The organism is Corynebacterium sp. H128 (assembly GCF_037482625.1).
GTDB lineage: Bacteria > Actinomycetota > Actinomycetes > Mycobacteriales > Mycobacteriaceae > Corynebacterium.
The window spans coordinates 372,409-389,456 of sequence record NZ_JBBHKW010000001.1 but is presented as its reverse complement, the minus strand read 5'-3'; the positions used below and the strand labels follow the sequence as shown (position 1 = coordinate 389,456).

Sequence of the window (17,048 nt, the reverse complement as noted above, 5' to 3'; positions counted from 1 at the left end):
GGCATGCACAACTTCGAGGTTAAGAGCAGCGAGCTGCTGTTAGATTCGCCTATCATCGCGGTGCGTCGCGATGAGGTGGTCATGCCCGGTGGTGAGGTTGCTAGCCGGGAGATCGTGGAGCACTTTGGCGCCGTCGCCATCTTCGCGTGGGATGGTGAGCAGGTACCGCTGGTGCGTCAATGGCGTCAGTGTGTGCAGAAACGGCTGTGGGAACTGCCGGCCGGCATCCTGGATGTGGCGGATGAAGACCCGCTCGAGTGCGCGCGGCGCGAGCTGCAAGAGGAAGCCGGTTTGGCTGCCAGCGATTGGTCGCTCGTGGTGGACCTCGTGAGCAGCCCGGGCTTTTGCGAAGAAGCCATCCGTGTGTATCTGGCTACCGGGCTAACTGAGATTGAACGTCCCGAGCCTGAGCACGAGGAGGCCGATATGGAGCTGAGATGGTTCAGCCTCGATGAGGCGGTGGAAATGGTGCTCAGCGGTGAAGTAGAAAACGGTATCGCGATCGCCGCCATCATGACCGCAGCGCACTTGCTGCGTACCTCTCGGCCGGGTCGCTCAGTTGCTGAGCCTTTTGCTTTGCGTCCGAACTCTCTGCCGCGGCGTCGTAAGGCAGCAGGTCTGCGCGCAGACATGAAGCGGATATGAGTTCCGCGGCAGCGCTAGCCTCCGAGTGGCTGAGTCATCTTGCCGTCGAGCGAGGAGTCTCCGCGAACACGTTAAGTAATTATCGGCGTGACGTGCAGCGATACCTGGACTGGCTCTCGGCCGCGGGAATCGCTGACTTGGCGGCGGTGACCGCCAATGACTTAGAGAATTATCTGGCTGATTTGCGACGCGGGGATCCGAGTACTGGGCGGAAGCCGTTGGCGGCGTCGTCAAGCGGTCGAGCACTCGTTGTGGCGCGGGGACTGCACAAATTCGCCGTCGCGGAAGGGGCACTCGATGTTGATGTGGCCGCCGGTGTCTCGCCGCCCGCTACCGGCCAGCACCTGCCGGATACGCTGAGTGTGGCGGAGGTGAGTGCGCTTATCGACGCCATCTCCACCGAAACTCCCATCGGGCTGCGCGATAAGGCTCTGCTCGAACTGCTTTATGGCACCGGCGCTCGTATCTCGGAGATCACTGCGTTGACGGTTGATGAGCTTAAGGGGCACGAGGAGATGCTTACCGTGACGGGCAAAGGTGATAAACAGCGGCTAGTTCCGCTTGGCTCGCATGCGGCGCGGGCGGTATCCGATTATTTGGTGCGTGGGCGTCCGGCGTTGTCTAAGGGCAAGACCCATGTGGCGCTGTTGAATAAGCGTGGTGGGGCGTTGTCGCGACAGAGTGCGTGGGGGATCATCAAGGACTCGGCTGCGCGGGCGGGGATTTCTAAAGACATCTCGCCGCATACTCTGCGCCATTCTTTTGCCACTCACCTGTTGGAGGGCGGGGCGGATGTGAGGGTGGTGCAGGAGTTGCTGGGGCATTCTTCGGTCACCACCACGCAGATCTATACTCATGTCACGGCGACTAATTTGCGTACAGTGTGGGATACAGCGCATCCGCGGGCTTGAAGCATTGTCAAGTGTTGAGGCTGTACCAGCAAAATTTGGCGCGTCACGCTCTCCCAATTCGGGGTGGGGACTGTATTCTAGGAACAACAAGGTTGTAATTTACCTCGCCCTCTGAAAACATGAGGGTGAAGTCAAGGAAGAAGGGTTGATTCATGGCGAATTCGAATCAGGGTGGGAAGTCCGCGCTGTTCGATGCACCGCAGCCCGAATTGGGTCTTACGGGGCGCCCGATTCGCGAATTCCCTGAGCCTGCGCCACTGGATACCCACGGCCCGGCCAAAATTTTGGCGATGTGTAACCAAAAGGGCGGCGTCGGGAAGACCACCTCGACGATCAACTTGGGTGCGTGCCTCGCGGAAGCGGGACGCAAGGTGTTGCTGGTCGATCTGGATCCACAGGGCGCGCTGTCCGCAGGTCTGGGTGTGCCACACGACGAGCTAGATCTGACCATCTACAACCTGTTGGTGGATCATCACACTTCGATCTTCCACGCGATCCACAAGACAAACGTGTCTGGACTGGATCTAGTGCCAGCTAACATCGACTTATCCGCTGCGGAAATCCAGTTGGTGAATGAAGTTGGCCGCGAGCAGACGCTCGCGCGAGTGCTGCGCCCGGTGATGAAGGACTATGACTACATCATCTTGGATTGCCAGCCTTCCCTGGGGTTGCTCACCGTCAACGCGCTCGCGTGTGCCCATGGCGTGATCATCCCGATGGAGTGTGAGTATTTCTCCCTGCGTGGCCTCGCGCTGTTGACAGACACCGTGGAAAAGGTCCGCGACCGCTTGAACTTTGACCTTGATGTGCTCGGCATTTTGGTGACGATGTTCGACCGCCGTACCTCGCATGCCCGGGAAGTGATGACCCGTGTTGTTGAGGTATTTGGTGACCAAGTCTTTGACACCGTGATCACCCGCACGGTCCGCTTCCCAGAAACTTCCGTGGCGGGCGAGCCGATCATCACGTGGGCCCCGAAGTCCCAGGGGGCCGAGCAATACCGCAATCTTGCCCGCGAAGTCATTGAGCGCACCTCCTAAAATCCCGCCCCGGGTATCGCCCCCGCTTCCCGACGGCGTTGCCGAGCAACCCGAGATCACGGGCTTCCAAGTTGCTTTGCAGAACTTTGAAGGTCCCTTCGACCTGCTGTTGCAGTTGATCTCGGCGAAGAAACTGGACGTGACTGAGGTGGCAATCTCTACCGTCACCGATGATTTCATCGCCTACACCCGCGCCCTCGGAGAGACCGCAGACCTCGACGAAGTCACCGAGTTCCTCCTCGTGGCCTCTACTTTGTTGGATCTCAAAGCAGCCCGGCTCATCCCGCGCGGCGAGGTCGATGACATCGAGGACCTCGCACTGCTGGAAACCCGAGATCTACTTTTTGCGCGACTCCTGCAGTACAAGGCCTATAAACAGGTGGCGGAGATGTTCGCGCAGTGGCAACTGCGTGCCCAGCGTCGTTACCCGCGTACAGTCTCGTTGGAGGAACAATTCGTCGATCTGCTGCCACCGGTGACCTTGGGGAAGTCGCTGGCGGAGTTCGCAGAGATCGCCGCCGGCGCGTTCCGGCCGAAGGCGCCCGAACTGGTGGGCACCGATCATATTCATCAAGTTGCCGTGTCCGTGCCAGAACAAGCCGGGCGAGTGTTGGACACCCTCCGCTTGGCAGGGAAGGATACGTGGCTCAGTTTTGCCACGCTGACCCGCGACTGTTCGCTCTCTATGGAGAAGATCGGCCGCTTCTTGGCACTGCTCGAGCTGTACAAGGCCCGCGCCATCGGGGTTTCCCAGGAAGAATCGCTGGGTGAGCTGCGCGTTGCGTGGACGGGCATCGAGGTGGATCCGGCCGTAGTGGCGGCCGCAAACTGGAACTAAACTGGGTGGCATGACCGCTACTTCGCCGCTTGTCGACGTCCATTGGCTCGCCGAGCACCTGAACGACCCTGACCTCGTCCTGTTCTGTGCTTCCGCGGGACGCCCAGACAAGTCGCTTGAGACAGCGATTCCCGGTGCGCGCTTAGCTGACATTGATCAGGAGTTCTCCGATCCCGCCGCGGAGTTGCCACATACCGCGCCAGAGAATATCCAAAAGATCTTCGAATCGCACGGGGTGTCCGACGATTCAGTGGTGGTGGTTTATGACCGCCACGGCATCATGTACTCGCCGCGGATCTGGTGGCTGGCGTTAGCAGCTGGCTTGCAGAATGTAGTCGTGCTCGACGGTGGGTTATCGGCCTGGCAAGATGCCGGGTTCGCTACTGAGCCGATCCAGCAGAGCAACGTGCCACCTGGTCGCATCACCGCACAGCCGCGCGAGGTATTTGCTCAGCCAGACGATGATCGACTGGTCGTCGACGCGCGTAGCGCAGGTCGCTTTTCGGGTAGTGAGCCAGAGCCACGGGGCGGTATGCGTGCAGGGCACATTCCGGGCAGCGTGAACGTGCCGTTCCAGGATCTACTGGGTGCAGACAAGAAGTTCAAAGACCCGGCCGAACTCGAGCGGTTATTGCCAGCACCACAGCCGCTGTTGTTTAGCTGCGGTTCGGGTATCACTGCCTGTATTGATGCGCTGGCGGCCACCGTAGTAGGCCACACGGACATCAAAGTCTATGACGGCTCGTGGTCGGAGTGGGGTGCGCTGAATTCTGGAAAGCCGATTGAGAGCGCTTAGGCTGCGCCCCTATTTGCAGTGTTTTCTGTGAGCTCGCAATTTCTTCATTGCCCAGTCGTAGTGGCTTGCGGTTGCGCTGACGAAGTACGAACCTAACGTGCTGCCACCTACCCAAGAGAAAGCTCCTTTGGAAAACAGCTCATCGTTAGTGAATTCTTCAGCTAGCTTTATCACTTGTGAGTGGGTTTCCAGAAACATATTTCTGGCTTTTTCAGTGTCAGTGGCTTGGTGTTTTTCCCAGAATTCGATGTTCATCTTTCCATAAGTGCGCCAATTATATGGTTCAGGCAAAAACGGTGCTGCCGTGCCGGACAGATTGGAAGATACCCACGTTAATAGCAGTTTATGCCATTCGTAAAGATGGATGTAGATGTCCCGTAAACGCTTATCTCTAGACCAATGGGCTTCCTTTTTGGCGGGATCAGAAGCAAAGTCGAAAGGCGTGGAGAGTTCCGTTTCCGTAAGCGACTCCACAAGTTCGTTTAACTTGTGGAAGCTGCCTTGCGCGGAGACTAGTAGATCAGCTTTGGTCGTTGCCCGAGCCATAGTGGTCAACCTCGGTCTCATTGTTGAAATGGGATTCCAACCACATACTACTCCCGCCTGGCTGGTACTGGTGTCGCTGAAATGTCGTTAAGCTAACTCACTATGACCCTCCCGTTCATCTCCCCGCTGCGCTCCCAGATCGAATCGATGTTGCTCGTGGTTGATTCGCCGATTACGTGCGCGGCCCTTGCGCGGGTGCTCGAGGTGGAGGCAGTCGCGGTTGAGTCCGCGCTGAAACAGTGGCAGGCCGAGCTCAACGAGCGGGGTAGCGGTATTGACCTGCGGGAAAGTACTGAGGGGTGGCGGCTGTACACCCGGAAGGAAAATGCTGGGGCCGTCGAGAAGCTCGTGCTGGACGGGAGTCAATCGAAGCTTTCGCGGGCGGCGTTGGAGACGCTCGCGGTGGTGGCGTATCGGCAGCCGGTGACGCGTGCGCAGGTCGCTGCGGTGCGTGGCGTGAATGTGGATGGTGTGATGCGGACGTTGGAGCTGCGCGGACTCATCCGGGAGGTGGAGTCTGAGGGACACGCGCATCAATATGAGACCACGGAGCTCTTCCTGGAGCAATTGGGCATTGATGGCTTGCATCGGCTGCCGGATTTGGCTCCGTTGCTACCTGATGTGGATTCCATCGACGAAGACTACTAAACTTGAACACCGTTTAACGAAACGGAGTTCACATGCAACCAGCAGACATCGTCGCATTCGATCAAGCTCACCTCTGGCACCCTTACGCCCCGACGCCTGCGCTGATGGATCCGTTGCCGGTGGCGTCGGCAAGCGGCGTGCACCTTAACCTCACCGACGGGCGCGTGCTTATCGACGCCATGAGTTCCTGGTGGGCGGCCGCGCACGGCCATTCGCACCCCGCGCTTGTGGCTGCAGCTAAGAGCCAGATTGATCGCATGAGTCATGTCATGTTTGGCGGGCTCACCCATGAGCCGGCAGTGCGACTAGGGGAGCGCCTGGTGCGGCTGACCGGCCTGGATAAGGTCTTTTATGCCGATTCGGGTTCGGTATCAGTGGAGGTAGCCATCAAGATGGCGCTGCAGTATCAGCGCGGTATTGGTCACCCGGAGCGAACAAAACTGCTGACCTGGCGCGGCGGTTATCACGGGGATACTTTTGCGCCGATGTCGGTGTGTGACCCGGAGGGCGGGATGCATGCGCTGTGGCGGGGGACGATCGCGGAGCAGAAGTTCGCGCCAGCGCCACCCGCGCTGGGTCAGCCGATAGCGGAGTACGTGGAGAACTTTGAGCGCTGCATCGACGACACGATTGCTGCGGTGATCATTGAGCCGGTGGTACAAGGGGCCGGTGGCATGCGCTTCCACGAGCCTTCGCTGGTGGCAGAGGTGCGCCGACTATGTACTGAGCATGGGATCCTATTCATTGCGGATGAGATCGCCACCGGGTTTGGGCGTACCGGCGCGCTATTTGCGTGTGAGTCCGCCGGGGTAAAGCCGGACATCATGTGTGTTGGCAAAGCTCTGACCGGCGGGTTCATGACGCTAGCTGCCACGCTCAGCTCCGCGAAAGTGGCGGAGGCGATTCAGACCCCGGAGGGCGGTGGCGCTCTCATGCATGGCCCCACTTTCATGGGAAATCCGCTGGCTTGCGCCGTGGCCGATGCAGCAGTTGAGCTGATAGAAACTGGAACTTGGCGCGAGGATGTCGCCCGGATCCAGGCGCAGCTCTGCGCGGGTTTGCTGCCACTGCGGGAGTTGCCCGGAGTGCAGGACGTGCGGGTGCTCGGGGCAATCGGCGTGGTGGAGATGAAAGAGCCGGTGGATATGGCTGCAGCTACCGCGGCTGCCGTTGCAGAAGGGGTGTGGCTCCGCCCCTTCGGGAGGCTGATTTACTGCATGCCACCCTATATCAGTAGTGAAGCTCAGATTGCTCAGATTGTGCGGGGAGTAGCCGCAGCGGTGGGAGGCTCGCGATGATCCTGTGTATCACCGGCACCAATACCGACGTTGGCAAGACGATCGCCACCGCAGCATTGGGCTTGCGCCTCCAGCAGGAGGGCTGGGAAGTAGTAGCGCTGAAGCCCCTACAAACTGGGGAGCCAGCTGGGCAAGGCGATGCGAACACCGTGCACACGCTTACTGGACTTGCTACCTTCGAGTTTGCGCGCTACCCAGAGCCGCTCGCCCCGAACCTCTCAGCACGACGGGCCGGAATGAAACAAGCCTTGCTCCCCGAGGTCGCGGCGTGGATCCGCAGCTTCGATGGACCGAATCGAGTGCTCCTCGTCGAGGGCGCCGGAGGACTGCTCGTGCGGCTTGCCGACGACTGGACCCTCGCGGACCTCGCGCAGGAACTGGACGCGCCTTTGATCGTGGTGACCTCCACGCAGCTTGGCTCGCTTAACAGCGCAGAACTCACCGTCGAAGCAGCGCAGCGACGTGGGCTCGAAGTACTGGGTCTAATCGGTGGGCGAGTGCCGATCGATCCAGACTTGGCCACGCAATTGAATCTGGATGAACTGGGCGTCGTTACGCAGGTGCCCTACCTGGGGTCGCTGCCGGAGGGGTGCCTGGCGCACCTTCGGGAGGTGGCGGCAACACTTCAGCTGCCGGAGAAGGTGACAAGTCCAACGCTGGTGAGCTAGGCTCTGGGGCGAACTTCATAACCGCATAGATAGGACACATTTCGTGACCACACCCGCTCGCCGAGACGGCACACCGGACAAGAAAAGGCAGGCCCCTAAGGGCCGTAGCGCTTCTTCTCGCCCTCGCCGTGGCGAAAACCGCTCTAAAGAAACCGCCGCCAACATCTATGTCTCTAAGGCGAAACCCTCCCGCCACCAGCATGTTTCCGAGAATCACTCCTTTGCGGGAGATGGCGAAGGAATTCGGCTGCAGAAGGTGCTGGCTCAGGCCGGCGTTGCTTCCCGTCGCATGGCGGAAAAGCTCATCGAACAAGGTCGCGTTGAGGTTAACGGCAAAATCGTGATGACCCAGGGCATGCGTATCGATCCAGACACCGCCATCGTGCGTGTCGACGGCGTTCGCATCCGCATCAGCGAGGACCTGCAGTACTTCGTCCTGAACAAGCCTTTCGGCGTGCAGTCGACGATGCACGATGACATGGGTCGCCCTTGTATCGGTGACATTGTTGGTGAAAAGCTCGATGCAGGTCAGCGACTCTTCCACGTTGGACGCCTCGACGCGAACACGGAAGGTCTGATCCTGCTCACCAACGACGGCGAGCTGGCCAACCGACTCATGCACCCAAGCTACGAGGTCAACAAAACCTACCTCGCTACCGTCATCGGTGAAATGAAGCCGGCTGATATTCGCGCGCTGAAAAAGGGGATCGAGCTCGATGATGGCCCTGCGAAGGCAGACAGCGCCCAGATCATCGAGGTGTGGCAGGGCAAGTCCATCGTCCGCGTGGACATCCATGAAGGCCGCAAGCACATTGTGCGTCGTCTGCTCAAGGAATCTGGCTTCCCGGTCGAACGCCTCGTGCGTACCAAGATTCACACCGTCCAACTCGGCGAGCAGACTCCAGGCGCGATCCGTGCCCTCAACTCCGCTGAATTGGCCAGCCTGTACAAGGTGGTGGAGATGTGATGATTTCAAACATGCCGCAAGGCGGTTTGATCATGGCTGTGGATGGCCCTTCGGGCGCCGGTAAGTCGACTGCGTGTCGCGCCGTCGCAACGCAGCTTGACGCAAAATACCTGGATACCGGCGCGATGTACCGCGTGGCTACCTTGCATGTGTTGCGACAGGGCATTGATCCCGCCGACGAGGCTGCTGTCGTTGCTGCAACTGCGTCCCTGCCACTCATGGTCAATGATGACCCGCAATCTTCCGAGGTGCTGCTCGCTGGCGAGGACGTTTCTGCTGAGATCCGCGGCCCCGAGGTAACCCAGCAGGTGTCCCAGGTTTCCGCCTACCCACAGGTCCGCGAGAACTTGGTGGCGTTGCAGCGCGCATTGTCCGCTGAGGCGCATCGCTGCATTGTCGACGGCCGGGACATTGGCACCGAGGTGCTGGTGAACGCCCCAGTGAAGATTTTTCTTACTGCTTCCGCCGAAGTACGTGCCCGTCGTCGTTTTGAACAAGACACGGCGGCTGGACGCACCGCGGACTATGAAACCGTGCTTGCCGACGTCCAACGTCGTGATGAGCTAGATTCGCAGCGCGCAGTCTCACCATTGCGCCCTGCAGAGGATGCCACCATCGTGGATACCTCGGAAATGACCTTTGAACAGGTCGTCGATTCGCTGATTGAGCTGGCACGAGTGTCAGCAAGTAACACCCAGGAAGGGGCATAACTATGAGCTCCAAAGATCGCGACCTCCACGACGAACCAGAAACCATGTTCGTCTACCACACCCAGGGTGGCGAAATTTCAGCCGATAAGGCCTACACAGACGAAGAAGTAGTGGCCCCAGGCGGCGGCTATGCTGCGGCAGATTTCGATGAAGATGATTTCAGCTTCGAAACTGACGATGATTTTGATGACTCGGAGTTCGGCGAGGCCGACTTCGGGGAAGAGCACGATGAAGAAGAATGGGATGAAGTCGAACGCGAATTCGGCCTCACCCCGCTGACCTTTGAAGAAGAAAACCTGTGCACCGTGGCCATCGTGGGCCGGCCGAACGTGGGAAAGTCTTCCTTGACCAACCGTTTCTTGGCTCGCCGCGAGGCCGTGGTGGAGGACCATCCGGGCGTGACTCGGGACCGCATCTCCTATCTCGCAGAGTGGACTGGCCAGCGCTTTTGGGTGCAGGATACCGGCGGCTGGGATCCCGACGCCCGCGGCATTCACGGTGCGATCGCACGCCAAGCAGAAACTGCCATGAAGACAGCAGACGTCATCATCATGGTGGTAGACACCAAGGTGGGCATCACCGAAACCGATTCCGTTATGGCTCGTAATCTGCAACGCGCTGAAGTTCCAGTAATCCTGGTGGCCAATAAGGCTGACTCTGACAACCAGCTTGCAGATGTCGCTGAGTTCTGGGCCCTCGGCCTTGGCGAGCCATACCCAGTGTCTGCGCAGCATGGTCGCGGTGGCGCTGATGTGCTGGACAAGGTCGTCGCTTCCTTCCCAGCGGAGCCGCGCAATCCTTCGATTGTGCAGGGGCCGCGCCGCGTTGCACTCGTCGGCAAGCCAAACGTGGGCAAGTCTTCGCTGCTGAACAAGATCACTGGTGAAGAACGATCGGTCGTCGATAATGTGGCTGGTACCACCGTCGACCCGGTGGACTCCCTCGTTCAGCTGGACAAGCAGTTGTGGAAGTTCATCGACACCGCCGGGCTGCGCAAGAAGGTCAAAAACGCGCAGGGGCACGAGTATTATGCCTCCTTGCGTACCCGGGGCGTCATCGACGCTGCCGAGGTGTGCGTCATGCTTATCGACGCCTCCGAGGCCATCTCAGAGCAAGACCAACGCGTGCTGTCCATGATCATCGAATCTGGTCGGGCACTGGTCATCGCGTTCAACAAGTGGGATCTGGTTGACGAGGATCGCCGCGAGCTGCTTGACCGTGAAATCGACATTCAGCTGAACCACATCCCATGGGTGAAGCGCATCAACATCTCCGCATCTACCGGTCGCGCATTGCAGCGTCTCGAGCCCGCAATGATTGAGGCGCTGGAGGCGTGGGATAAGCGCGTGAGTACCGGCCAGCTGAATAACTGGCTGCGCGCTGTGATCGCACAGAATCCACCTCCGATGCGGGGCGGACGTTTGCCGCGCGTGTTGTTTGCCACCCAGGCTTCCACGCGACCACCGGTGATCGTCTTGTTCACCACTGGCTTCCTTGAGGCGGGCTATCGCCGCTACCTGGAACGCATGTTCCGGGAGAGCTTCGGCTTCGATGGCACCCCAGTAAAGATTGCCGTGCGAGTGCGGGAAAAGCGCGTCCGCAAGTAACCGTACGTCGGGTAAGTGCCCGGGATCTCCAGCTGCTAGTGGGAGAACCCGGGCACTTTGCTTTGCAAAATTGTTGGACACTGCAGCGTGAGCATGGATACTGGGGCGCGACCTTGGGAGAGCAAGGTGGCAATATCAAGGTTTGGGACTTGATGGTTTCTGGAATGCTTCGGACACTTGTTAGTCGTGTGACTAAAGTGCCTAGAGGTGTCAATGTTTCACGTGAAACCATTGGTAGGTATGTGGCAATTATGGTCGCATGACGTCAAGTCCAACAACTTGATTTATTGTTTTGATCACGAAATGATCAAGAAAAATCCGAAATTTGTTAACGAATCTGTAACCTTCCCGATTGACTAGTTGTAGGCTTTCGCGCCACCGCATAAACCCTGTTAGGCCCATGAAGTAGGAATGATGAATTTTCAGCACACCACGGCAGCCATCAATGCTCGAGCTTCCCGCGAGGATTACAATGGTGTTGTTGCCGTCGTCAAGCGCGGTGCGGGCTTGCTCGGCTTAACTGCCGTGCTGGCCACCGCTGCGGGCTGCGCTGTAAGCCACGCTGAAACCGTCACCTCTCCTGCTCACCGTGGCACCGACTCTGTCTTCAGCTCAGTTGCCGGCCAGACCACATCTGAGGTCACCTCCGCGTTCCCATCGACTACTACCAGTCAGGTGGTTACTGGCACCGTGCCCGCGAACGCGGATGGCACCACTGCTGGCGACTTGAATGGGCTTGCGGACAATGCGGCTTGGTCGCTCACGCTGGACAAGGAGATCGACGGCATGCGCCTCGGCCCACTGCACGGCTCCGACACTGTCGCCCCGCTACAGATCGGCGATGTGATGTTGGTAGGCCTGCGCAGCTCCGTGCTTAACGACGCCGGTACCGCTGCCTTCTCTATGAAAGACGGTAGCCTGCTCTGGCAGGATCGTTCCCTGGAATGCCAGCGAGTCGACCTCGGCGGGGCATTGCCGTGCCGACAGAACTCCGGCACCTGGGCCCCATTCAACCCATCCGCAGCCGCCTTCGGCACGGAGATCAATCCGGGATTCGTCCCAGAGGCTTTCGGTTTTGCTGACGGCGTGCTCTATTCAGCGCGCACGAACGGTGCCGGAATGATTGAAGTTGCAGCTGGAACACCTGAAAACCCTGCTGAGCGGTGGACCGTGGCCGTGCCGCGCGCTGCCGAAGCCATGGTTCCTGGCAACGGCGCTCGGATCGAGGTTGCTGACACTGTGAAGGTTGTCATGGGTGCCGCGGAGCTCGAACTCAGCAAAGAGGGCACGCCCCTCACCCCAGAAGCAACATTGGCGCAACCGGCAACTGCCGAGCAAGTGGTAGATATCGCGCAGGACATCGACGGCATTCAGCTTCGCAACACCGACGCGGACACGATCGAGGCGACAGGTACCGCCACCTGGACTATCCCATCTCGCGTGGTCTCTGAGCACACCGTCACCGACGGCAAGAACCTCAGCTATGTTTCTGGCGATGACTCTGATGGCAGCAACTTGATCCGCACGATCTCGCTAGCAACAGGGGAGACCGTGTCTGAGCACAAGGTCATCGCTAATGCTGCCGAGCCTCGCGATCTCCAAAGTGCTGCCCAGGGCCTGTTCGCCTACGACAAGCAGTTTTCAACCATCGCTTACTACCCAGCGGGTTAACGCTCGTAACGGAAAGCATCGCAACGATAGGGCAACTCGATCTGTTGCTCGGGTGTGAACCCTAGATGCTCATAGAGATACCAGGTCAGGTTGGAAGTCATCTTCTGCCTGACCTGTTCTCCGTTGCGTAGCCAATAGGCGCGCGTGGACATCAGCCGGAACAGGTCTTGAGCTTTGAGAGCCTGCCGCCAGTTTGTCCTGACTTCCCGCGCGAGTTGCCACGGCGCATGTACTTCGGGGTAGAACCCCGGCTTCTGGATATCTCCAGCGTGCATGATCCGCGTTAGCCGATGCACCCACGGCTCGCGAACATCAAGGGTGTTCCACAACAACACCAACGCGCCACCAGGTTTGATGATGCGATCCATTTCGGAGCTAGCCCGAACCGGCTCCACCCAGTGCCATGTCTGTGCGCTCGTAACAGCAGCGGCCGCGCCAGCTAAGAGGGCAGTGTCCTCCGCAGTCGCCTGCCACACGGGCACGCTTATCGACGCCCGCAGCTGCTTCACCATGTCCCGACTAGGATCCAGCGCCCAAACTTCTCCCGATAATTGCTCGGTGAGCTTCCCGGTGCCAGCACCTACATCCAGAATCGGGCCTTCGATATCTATTAGGAGATCGAGTGCCTCTGCAGGATATCCCGGCCGTATATCGGCGTACTCGCGGGCGCCGGATTGAAAGGCCTGTGCGGTGTGCGTTCGGTGTTCGGCGGAGCGAAACTGAGGTGTGTCTTGGCCAGAACGGGGCGGGGTGGTCATGCTAGTAGAATACCCAGTCTTTTCCGTGGAATAGCGTCCGCTGTTGCGCGCGATTCCTTTTCAATGACCTGTAGGTTTCGGGGGCGCAAGGCTAAAGGCGGGCGGATTTCCGCTTATGACAAACTTCACCAATAGCTGTACGGTGCCTTTCATGCGGAGAATTAGCCTAAGCTGACGTCTTTAGAAATTCTCGCGCACCCCAAAACTGGGAGGACAGAAAGATGAAGCTGCCAAGCTAGCGCGATCTCTGATTTGGCCACAGCGAAAGCGAGGAATATGTGGAATAGAAAAATAACACCCTTGGAATGGGGAGCCTTGATTGTGGTTTCGATTCTCTGCAACATAGCTCCACTTGTTGGCTGGAGCCAACACAACGCATATCTGGGAGTTACCCTGGCGTGCTGTGTAGCCGGTTTGGGCTATGGGATCTACAAAAGATCTGTGATTTTCGCCTGCTTAGGGGCTATACTCCCAGGTTTCCTTGTTTTCGGGATGGCTACCTTGATTATCTTGCAAGCGGTAGTTTCAGGCAGGCCGGTGGGCGTTTAGGAATAGGGCGACCACGCCGAGGGGCTAGCTCCAGCAGATACCCACGGTTCGCCTCAGATCCCTGCTCAGGTCGAAGGCTGGAGCGCTAGTGTCTCTCCGGTCCTGAGTCCGTGGAGCAAGCAGATGATTGCCGCCATCCTCAGGTTGTCCGGCATCTGCGAACACTGACCACACCATTCGGTACACCTTGTAGTTCCGGTTCGGAAGTATCGATGTACAGCTCGCGTAGTCTCTGCTGCCAGTTCGTTACCTGTTTCCTTAATAGGCATCGAGCACAGTGTTTCGCCTTGAGATAGTAACGGGCTAGATCGCCAACCGTGGTTGTGGTGTCCTCAGTCTTGATCGGAGGCGGCCAGATGCCCAACGCGATTTCTCGGCTCGTTCTACTCAGGCAGCCCAGTGCTTCAAGCTCGTCATGGAATGCGTGAAGGGTGGAGTACATCAATCTGTCAGGTGCTTTGAAACGGGCTTGTGCCGTACCTGAGGGTAATTTCCCTGTCACCAACTCCGATTTTCAGCATTCGCCACCGTTCAAAACAGGGCTAACAATGAAAAATCTGGCCCAGCAGGTGTAAAAAACCCTCTGGCCAGGAAAATGTCGGGCTGACCGGATTCGAACCGACGACCCCTTGACCCCCAGTCAAGTGCGCTACCAAACTGCGCCACAGCCCGTTGTTGCCTTTAAGAAAAGCAACGAATTCTAGGCTACAACATTCGCCGATTTTGAAAAACATTCGGGTCGGGTAATTCAACTAAATCGCCCGACCCGAATGACAACGCTAGGACCACTTCGCCGCGGGTGGGGTCCAGGAGTGGATGCTGCGCAGCAGCTCATCGGGGTTATCAACGACGATGAGCGCGTCCACGAAGGCGGCGTCGATGAACCCTTGATCGCGCATCTTCTCCAACATGGTCATCAGTGGCGCCCAGAAGTCGCGTCCATAGAGGGCCACCGGCATGTGGTGGATGCCGAGGATCTGCCAGACCCAGGCCTCGAATAGTTCTTCCAAGGTGCCTGCGCCACCGGGCATGGCCACGAAGGCGTCGCCAAGCTCAGCCATACGGGCCTTACGTTCGTGCATGGTGGTGACTATTTCTAGGTTGCTTACGCCCGGATGTGCGAGTTCCTTGTCAGCAAGTCCCTGCGGGATGATCCCGTGGCTAGTACCACCTGCGGCGATGTGTGCGTCGGCAATGTCGCCCATGAGCCCGACTTTGCCGCCGCCGTAGACCAATACAAGTCCGTTTTCTGCCATCGCGGTGCCGAGTGCCTTCGCGGCGCTGGAGTAGGCAGGGGAGTTGCCGTGGGCGGAGCCGCAGAAAACGGTGATGGCGCGCACTGGCGCAGGCAGAATCGGGAAGACCTGCTGGGCGAGCAGCGGTGCCAGCGGGACGTGTGGATCGGCTGGATCCACCCACGCCATTTCTTCAATCTCAGCAGCTGGCAGTGGCTCTGCGACACTGACAGCGCTGAACACCTCGGCGGACACGGTGTGGTCTGCTTCGTTGGCAGCCGGGGCGCTGAAGGATCCGACATAGCGCAAAGAACTGAGCTGCAGGCCCAGCTCCTCGCGAACTTCCCTGCGCGCAGCTTCCTCTGCCGTCTCTCCGGGTTCTGGTTTGCCGCCTGGGAACATGAACAAGGAGGTGCCGCGTTTGCGCACGGTGAGGATGCAGCCGGCTGCATCGCGAAGGAGCACTGCAGAGACGGTGATTAGGGACAAGGTTTAGCCTTCCTCAACATAGAGCCAGGATCCGTTGACCTTGGCGAAACTGGAGTGTTCCTGCTGGCTTCCGCGTTGCTCGCCAATGCGGAAGTGGGCTTCGAAATCGACGGCGCCAACGGAATCGAGTGGCCCGCCGCCTTCGCAGGCCACGATGTCGAGACGGTAGAACTGCACGGTGTCATCGAAACCCAAGGTGCTCGGCCTGGTATCGGGATGCCAGGTGCGCAACAAATAGTCCTCGTCGTGCACGACAAAGGCCGTGTAGCGCGAGCGCATCAGGGCTTCTGCAGTAGGTGCAGTGGCCCCGCGGTGGTAGCGAGCGCAGCATTCGCCGTAGCTTAACCCGATCCCGCAGGGGCAACGGGCGTCGTGAGTGATCACCGCAGGGTGTCCTTGACGGTAGCACCGAGCAGCGTACCGACGGCCCCAGTGCCCACCGCGGCAGCCAATGTGGCACGTTCGCTGTCTGAAAGCTCTCCGACAAGGGTGACTTCCCGCTCGATGGCGCCATTCGATGCAGACACAGTTACCTGCACGTCCTCGAGGCCGCGAATCCGGTGTTCCTGCGCCGCGGCACGCACTGCATTATTGGCGTCGCTAGCCAGCGCGGAGACAAACAATGAGGTAGGGGAGATGTCAAGGTCTTTGCCGCCGCCGGAACGCGGTTGGTCGGTGAAGAGCTCGCGCGAGCCGGTGGCTACCACGGCGCTCATCTTCGTCGAGCGGGTTGAGCGCGCCTCGGCGACAGCCTCCGGCAGGTCAGGGCGCTGTGGCTCTGGAAGGTACTTCTTAAACCACGTGTAAATCATGCTGGCGGCATGTTGCGCGGCACCCTCGCGGGTCATCAGATGGTCGACCTTATCCAGCGAGACCAGGGACTTCGGGTAGCGCGCGACCAGATAGATCTTCTGCGCAGAATCAATACCGACGGTCTGGTCGACCGGGGAGTGCAGGATCAGGAGTGGCTTGCGGAGCCGGCCGATGTACTCCTCCGGGTTAATCTCCGCGAGGTCTTCCAGATAGGGGCGAGAAATCGTGATTTCCCGGCCGCCCAAGGTCACTGGTACCGCGCCGTTTTCGTCCACCTCGCCGATTTTGTCGGCAAAGTGCAGCACGGAGTGGGCGGGGTCGAAAGGCGCGCCCATGGTGGCAACCGCGCGTATCGACGCCATATCCTTTGCAGCCTTAATCGCCACTGCGCCACCGAGGGAGTGGCCGATCAGCAACTGTGGGGCTTGATAGTTCTCGGCAAGCCACTGGGCGGCGGCTTGCAGGTCGGCCACATTCATTGTGAAGGAGGAATCTGCAAAGTCGCCTTCAGATTGGCCGAGGCCGGGGTAGTCGAAGCGGAGACAGGCGATGCCATGTTCGGCTAGCCATTTGGAGGTGCGAGATGCCGCTGGGGTGAAGCGGCTGCCTGCGAAGCAGTGCGAGAACATTGCCCAGGCCAAGGGCGTGGTCTCGGGCATGTCGACGGTGCCGGCGATTTTGTAGCCGGCGCTGCTCGGGAAGGAAACGCTGATGGAATGCACTTGACAGTAGCGTCCTTTCATCTACCTATGGATCAAGACAGTGGGGGTAATCCCCGCTAATCCTAATCAAAGTCTCGCGGCAGTGATCGCACCGGTGTCCTGCCCAGCTGCGTTAGAGTTGTGGGGATAAGCAATGG

The 17,048-nt window shown here is 59.1% G+C and carries 17 protein-coding genes and 1 tRNA gene; 12 read left to right on the top strand and 6 right to left on the bottom strand.

Translation table 11 applies throughout. The features are described 5' to 3' along the window. Nucleotides 1-3: 3 nt before the first annotated feature. The 5 genes from WG915_RS01810 (at nt 4) to WG915_RS01790 (ending at nt 4,230) form a co-directional block, all read left to right on the top strand. Nucleotides 4-645 carry an NUDIX hydrolase gene (locus WG915_RS01810; RefSeq protein ID WP_339563646.1) on the top strand — a complete coding sequence of 214 codons (642 nt, stop codon included), beginning with the start codon at nt 4-6 and terminating at the stop codon, nt 643-645. Further along, complete coding sequence (gene xerD, locus WG915_RS01805) at nt 642-1,556, top strand: site-specific tyrosine recombinase XerD (RefSeq protein WP_339563645.1); 915 nt, start codon at nt 642-644, stop codon at nt 1,554-1,556. The genes WG915_RS01810 and xerD overlap by 4 nt, the downstream gene beginning before the upstream one ends. Nucleotides 1,557-1,708: 152 nt before the next feature. After that, the gene (locus tag WG915_RS01800; protein WP_339563644.1) at nt 1,709-2,596 is read left to right on the top strand and encodes a ParA family protein; all 888 of its coding nucleotides are present in this window, start codon (nt 1,709-1,711) and stop codon (nt 2,594-2,596) included. Nucleotide 2,597: 1 nt separating this feature from the next. After that, a complete protein-coding gene (locus WG915_RS01795) occupies nt 2,598-3,434 on the top strand; it encodes a segregation and condensation protein A (protein ID WP_339563670.1) in 837 nt (278 codons plus the stop codon). A 10-nt stretch (nt 3,435-3,444) separates the two neighbouring features. Beyond that, nucleotides 3,445-4,230, top strand: coding sequence for a sulfurtransferase (locus WG915_RS01790; RefSeq protein ID WP_339563643.1), 786 nt, complete (start codon nt 3,445-3,447; stop codon nt 4,228-4,230). 9 nt (nt 4,231-4,239) lie between these two features. Here WG915_RS01790 and WG915_RS01785 read toward each other — a convergent pair whose 3' ends face one another. After that, entirely contained in the window at nt 4,240-4,776 is a 537-nt protein-coding gene (locus tag WG915_RS01785) for a ClbS/DfsB family four-helix bundle protein (RefSeq protein WP_339563642.1), read from the bottom strand. 102 nt (nt 4,777-4,878) lie between these two features. Here WG915_RS01785 and scpB point away from each other — a divergent pair, with 102 nt between their 5' ends. From scpB to WG915_RS01750, 7 genes are all read left to right on the top strand, one after another. Then, complete coding sequence (gene scpB, locus WG915_RS01780) at nt 4,879-5,424, top strand: SMC-Scp complex subunit ScpB (RefSeq protein WP_339563641.1); 546 nt, start codon at nt 4,879-4,881, stop codon at nt 5,422-5,424. Between the two features lie 32 nt (nt 5,425-5,456). Next, nucleotides 5,457-6,722 (top strand): adenosylmethionine--8-amino-7-oxononanoate transaminase, encoded by a 1,266-nt coding sequence (locus WG915_RS01775; RefSeq protein ID WP_339563640.1) that lies wholly within the window; start codon nt 5,457-5,459, stop codon nt 6,720-6,722. Then, nucleotides 6,719-7,390 (top strand): dethiobiotin synthase, encoded by a 672-nt coding sequence (gene bioD / locus WG915_RS01770; RefSeq protein WP_339563639.1) that lies wholly within the window; start codon nt 6,719-6,721, stop codon nt 7,388-7,390. Before WG915_RS01775 ends, bioD begins: the two co-directional genes overlap by 4 nt. 163 nt (nt 7,391-7,553) lie before the next feature. Further along, on the top strand, nt 7,554-8,357 hold the full coding sequence (locus WG915_RS01765) for a pseudouridine synthase (protein WP_445227763.1): 804 nt from the start codon (nt 7,554-7,556) through the stop codon (nt 8,355-8,357). Beyond that, the gene (gene cmk, locus WG915_RS01760) at nt 8,357-9,067 is read left to right on the top strand and encodes a (d)CMP kinase (protein WP_339563669.1); all 711 of its coding nucleotides are present in this window, start codon (nt 8,357-8,359) and stop codon (nt 9,065-9,067) included. The genes WG915_RS01765 and cmk overlap by 1 nt, the downstream gene beginning before the upstream one ends. 2 nt (nt 9,068-9,069) lie before the next feature. Then, nucleotides 9,070-10,674 (top strand): ribosome biogenesis GTPase Der, encoded by a 1,605-nt coding sequence (gene der, locus WG915_RS01755; RefSeq protein WP_339563637.1) that lies wholly within the window; start codon nt 9,070-9,072, stop codon nt 10,672-10,674. A 411-nt stretch (nt 10,675-11,085) separates the two neighbouring features. Further along, complete coding sequence (locus tag WG915_RS01750) at nt 11,086-12,345, top strand: hypothetical protein (protein WP_339563636.1); 1,260 nt, start codon at nt 11,086-11,088, stop codon at nt 12,343-12,345. Here the strand turns inward: WG915_RS01750 and WG915_RS01745 are convergent. The 5 genes from WG915_RS01745 to WG915_RS01725 form a co-directional block, all read right to left on the bottom strand. Continuing rightward, on the bottom strand, nt 12,342-13,103 hold the full coding sequence (locus WG915_RS01745; RefSeq protein ID WP_339563635.1) for a class I SAM-dependent methyltransferase: 762 nt from the start codon (nt 13,101-13,103) through the stop codon (nt 12,342-12,344). The two genes, WG915_RS01750 and WG915_RS01745, sit on opposite strands and share 4 nt — an antisense overlap. Before the next feature lie 1,147 nt (nt 13,104-14,250). Continuing rightward, nucleotides 14,251-14,324: transfer RNA gene (locus WG915_RS01740), tRNA-Pro, on the bottom strand. Between the two features lie 107 nt (nt 14,325-14,431). After that, nucleotides 14,432-15,376 (bottom strand): TIGR00730 family Rossman fold protein, encoded by a 945-nt coding sequence (locus WG915_RS01735; protein WP_339563634.1) that lies wholly within the window; start codon nt 15,374-15,376, stop codon nt 14,432-14,434. A gap of 3 nt (nt 15,377-15,379) precedes the next feature. Continuing rightward, the gene (locus WG915_RS01730; protein ID WP_339563633.1) at nt 15,380-15,760 is read right to left on the bottom strand and encodes a YchJ family protein; all 381 of its coding nucleotides are present in this window, start codon (nt 15,758-15,760) and stop codon (nt 15,380-15,382) included. Further along, complete coding sequence (locus tag WG915_RS01725) at nt 15,757-16,911, bottom strand: bifunctional alpha/beta hydrolase/OsmC family protein (RefSeq protein WP_339563632.1); 1,155 nt, start codon at nt 16,909-16,911, stop codon at nt 15,757-15,759. Before WG915_RS01725 ends, WG915_RS01730 begins: the two co-directional genes overlap by 4 nt. Nucleotides 16,912-17,048 lie beyond the last annotated feature (137 nt).

Bases quoted from the DNA above. Each gene is read 5' to 3' on its own strand.
- WG915_RS01810 (WP_339563646.1), top strand. From the start codon at position 4: ATGCACAACTTCGAGGTTAAGAGCAGCGAGCTGCTGTTAGATTCGCCT.
- xerD (WP_339563645.1), top strand. From the start codon at position 642: ATGAGTTCCGCGGCAGCGCTAGCCTCCGAGTGGCTGAGTCATCTTGCC.
- WG915_RS01800 (WP_339563644.1), top strand. From the start codon at position 1,709: ATGGCGAATTCGAATCAGGGTGGGAAGTCCGCGCTGTTCGATGCACCG.
- WG915_RS01790 (WP_339563643.1), top strand. From the start codon at position 3,445: ATGACCGCTACTTCGCCGCTTGTCGACGTCCATTGGCTCGCCGAGCAC.
- WG915_RS01785 (WP_339563642.1), bottom strand. From the start codon at position 4,776: ATGGCTCGGGCAACGACCAAAGCTGATCTACTAGTCTCCGCGCAAGGC.
- scpB (WP_339563641.1), top strand. From the start codon at position 4,879: ATGACCCTCCCGTTCATCTCCCCGCTGCGCTCCCAGATCGAATCGATG.
- WG915_RS01775 (WP_339563640.1), top strand. From the start codon at position 5,457: ATGCAACCAGCAGACATCGTCGCATTCGATCAAGCTCACCTCTGGCAC.
- bioD (WP_339563639.1), top strand. From the start codon at position 6,719: ATGATCCTGTGTATCACCGGCACCAATACCGACGTTGGCAAGACGATC.
- cmk (WP_339563669.1), top strand. From the start codon at position 8,357: ATGATTTCAAACATGCCGCAAGGCGGTTTGATCATGGCTGTGGATGGC.
- der (WP_339563637.1), top strand. From the start codon at position 9,070: ATGAGCTCCAAAGATCGCGACCTCCACGACGAACCAGAAACCATGTTC.
- WG915_RS01750 (WP_339563636.1), top strand. From the start codon at position 11,086: ATGATGAATTTTCAGCACACCACGGCAGCCATCAATGCTCGAGCTTCC.
- WG915_RS01745 (WP_339563635.1), bottom strand. From the start codon at position 13,103: ATGACCACCCCGCCCCGTTCTGGCCAAGACACACCTCAGTTTCGCTCC.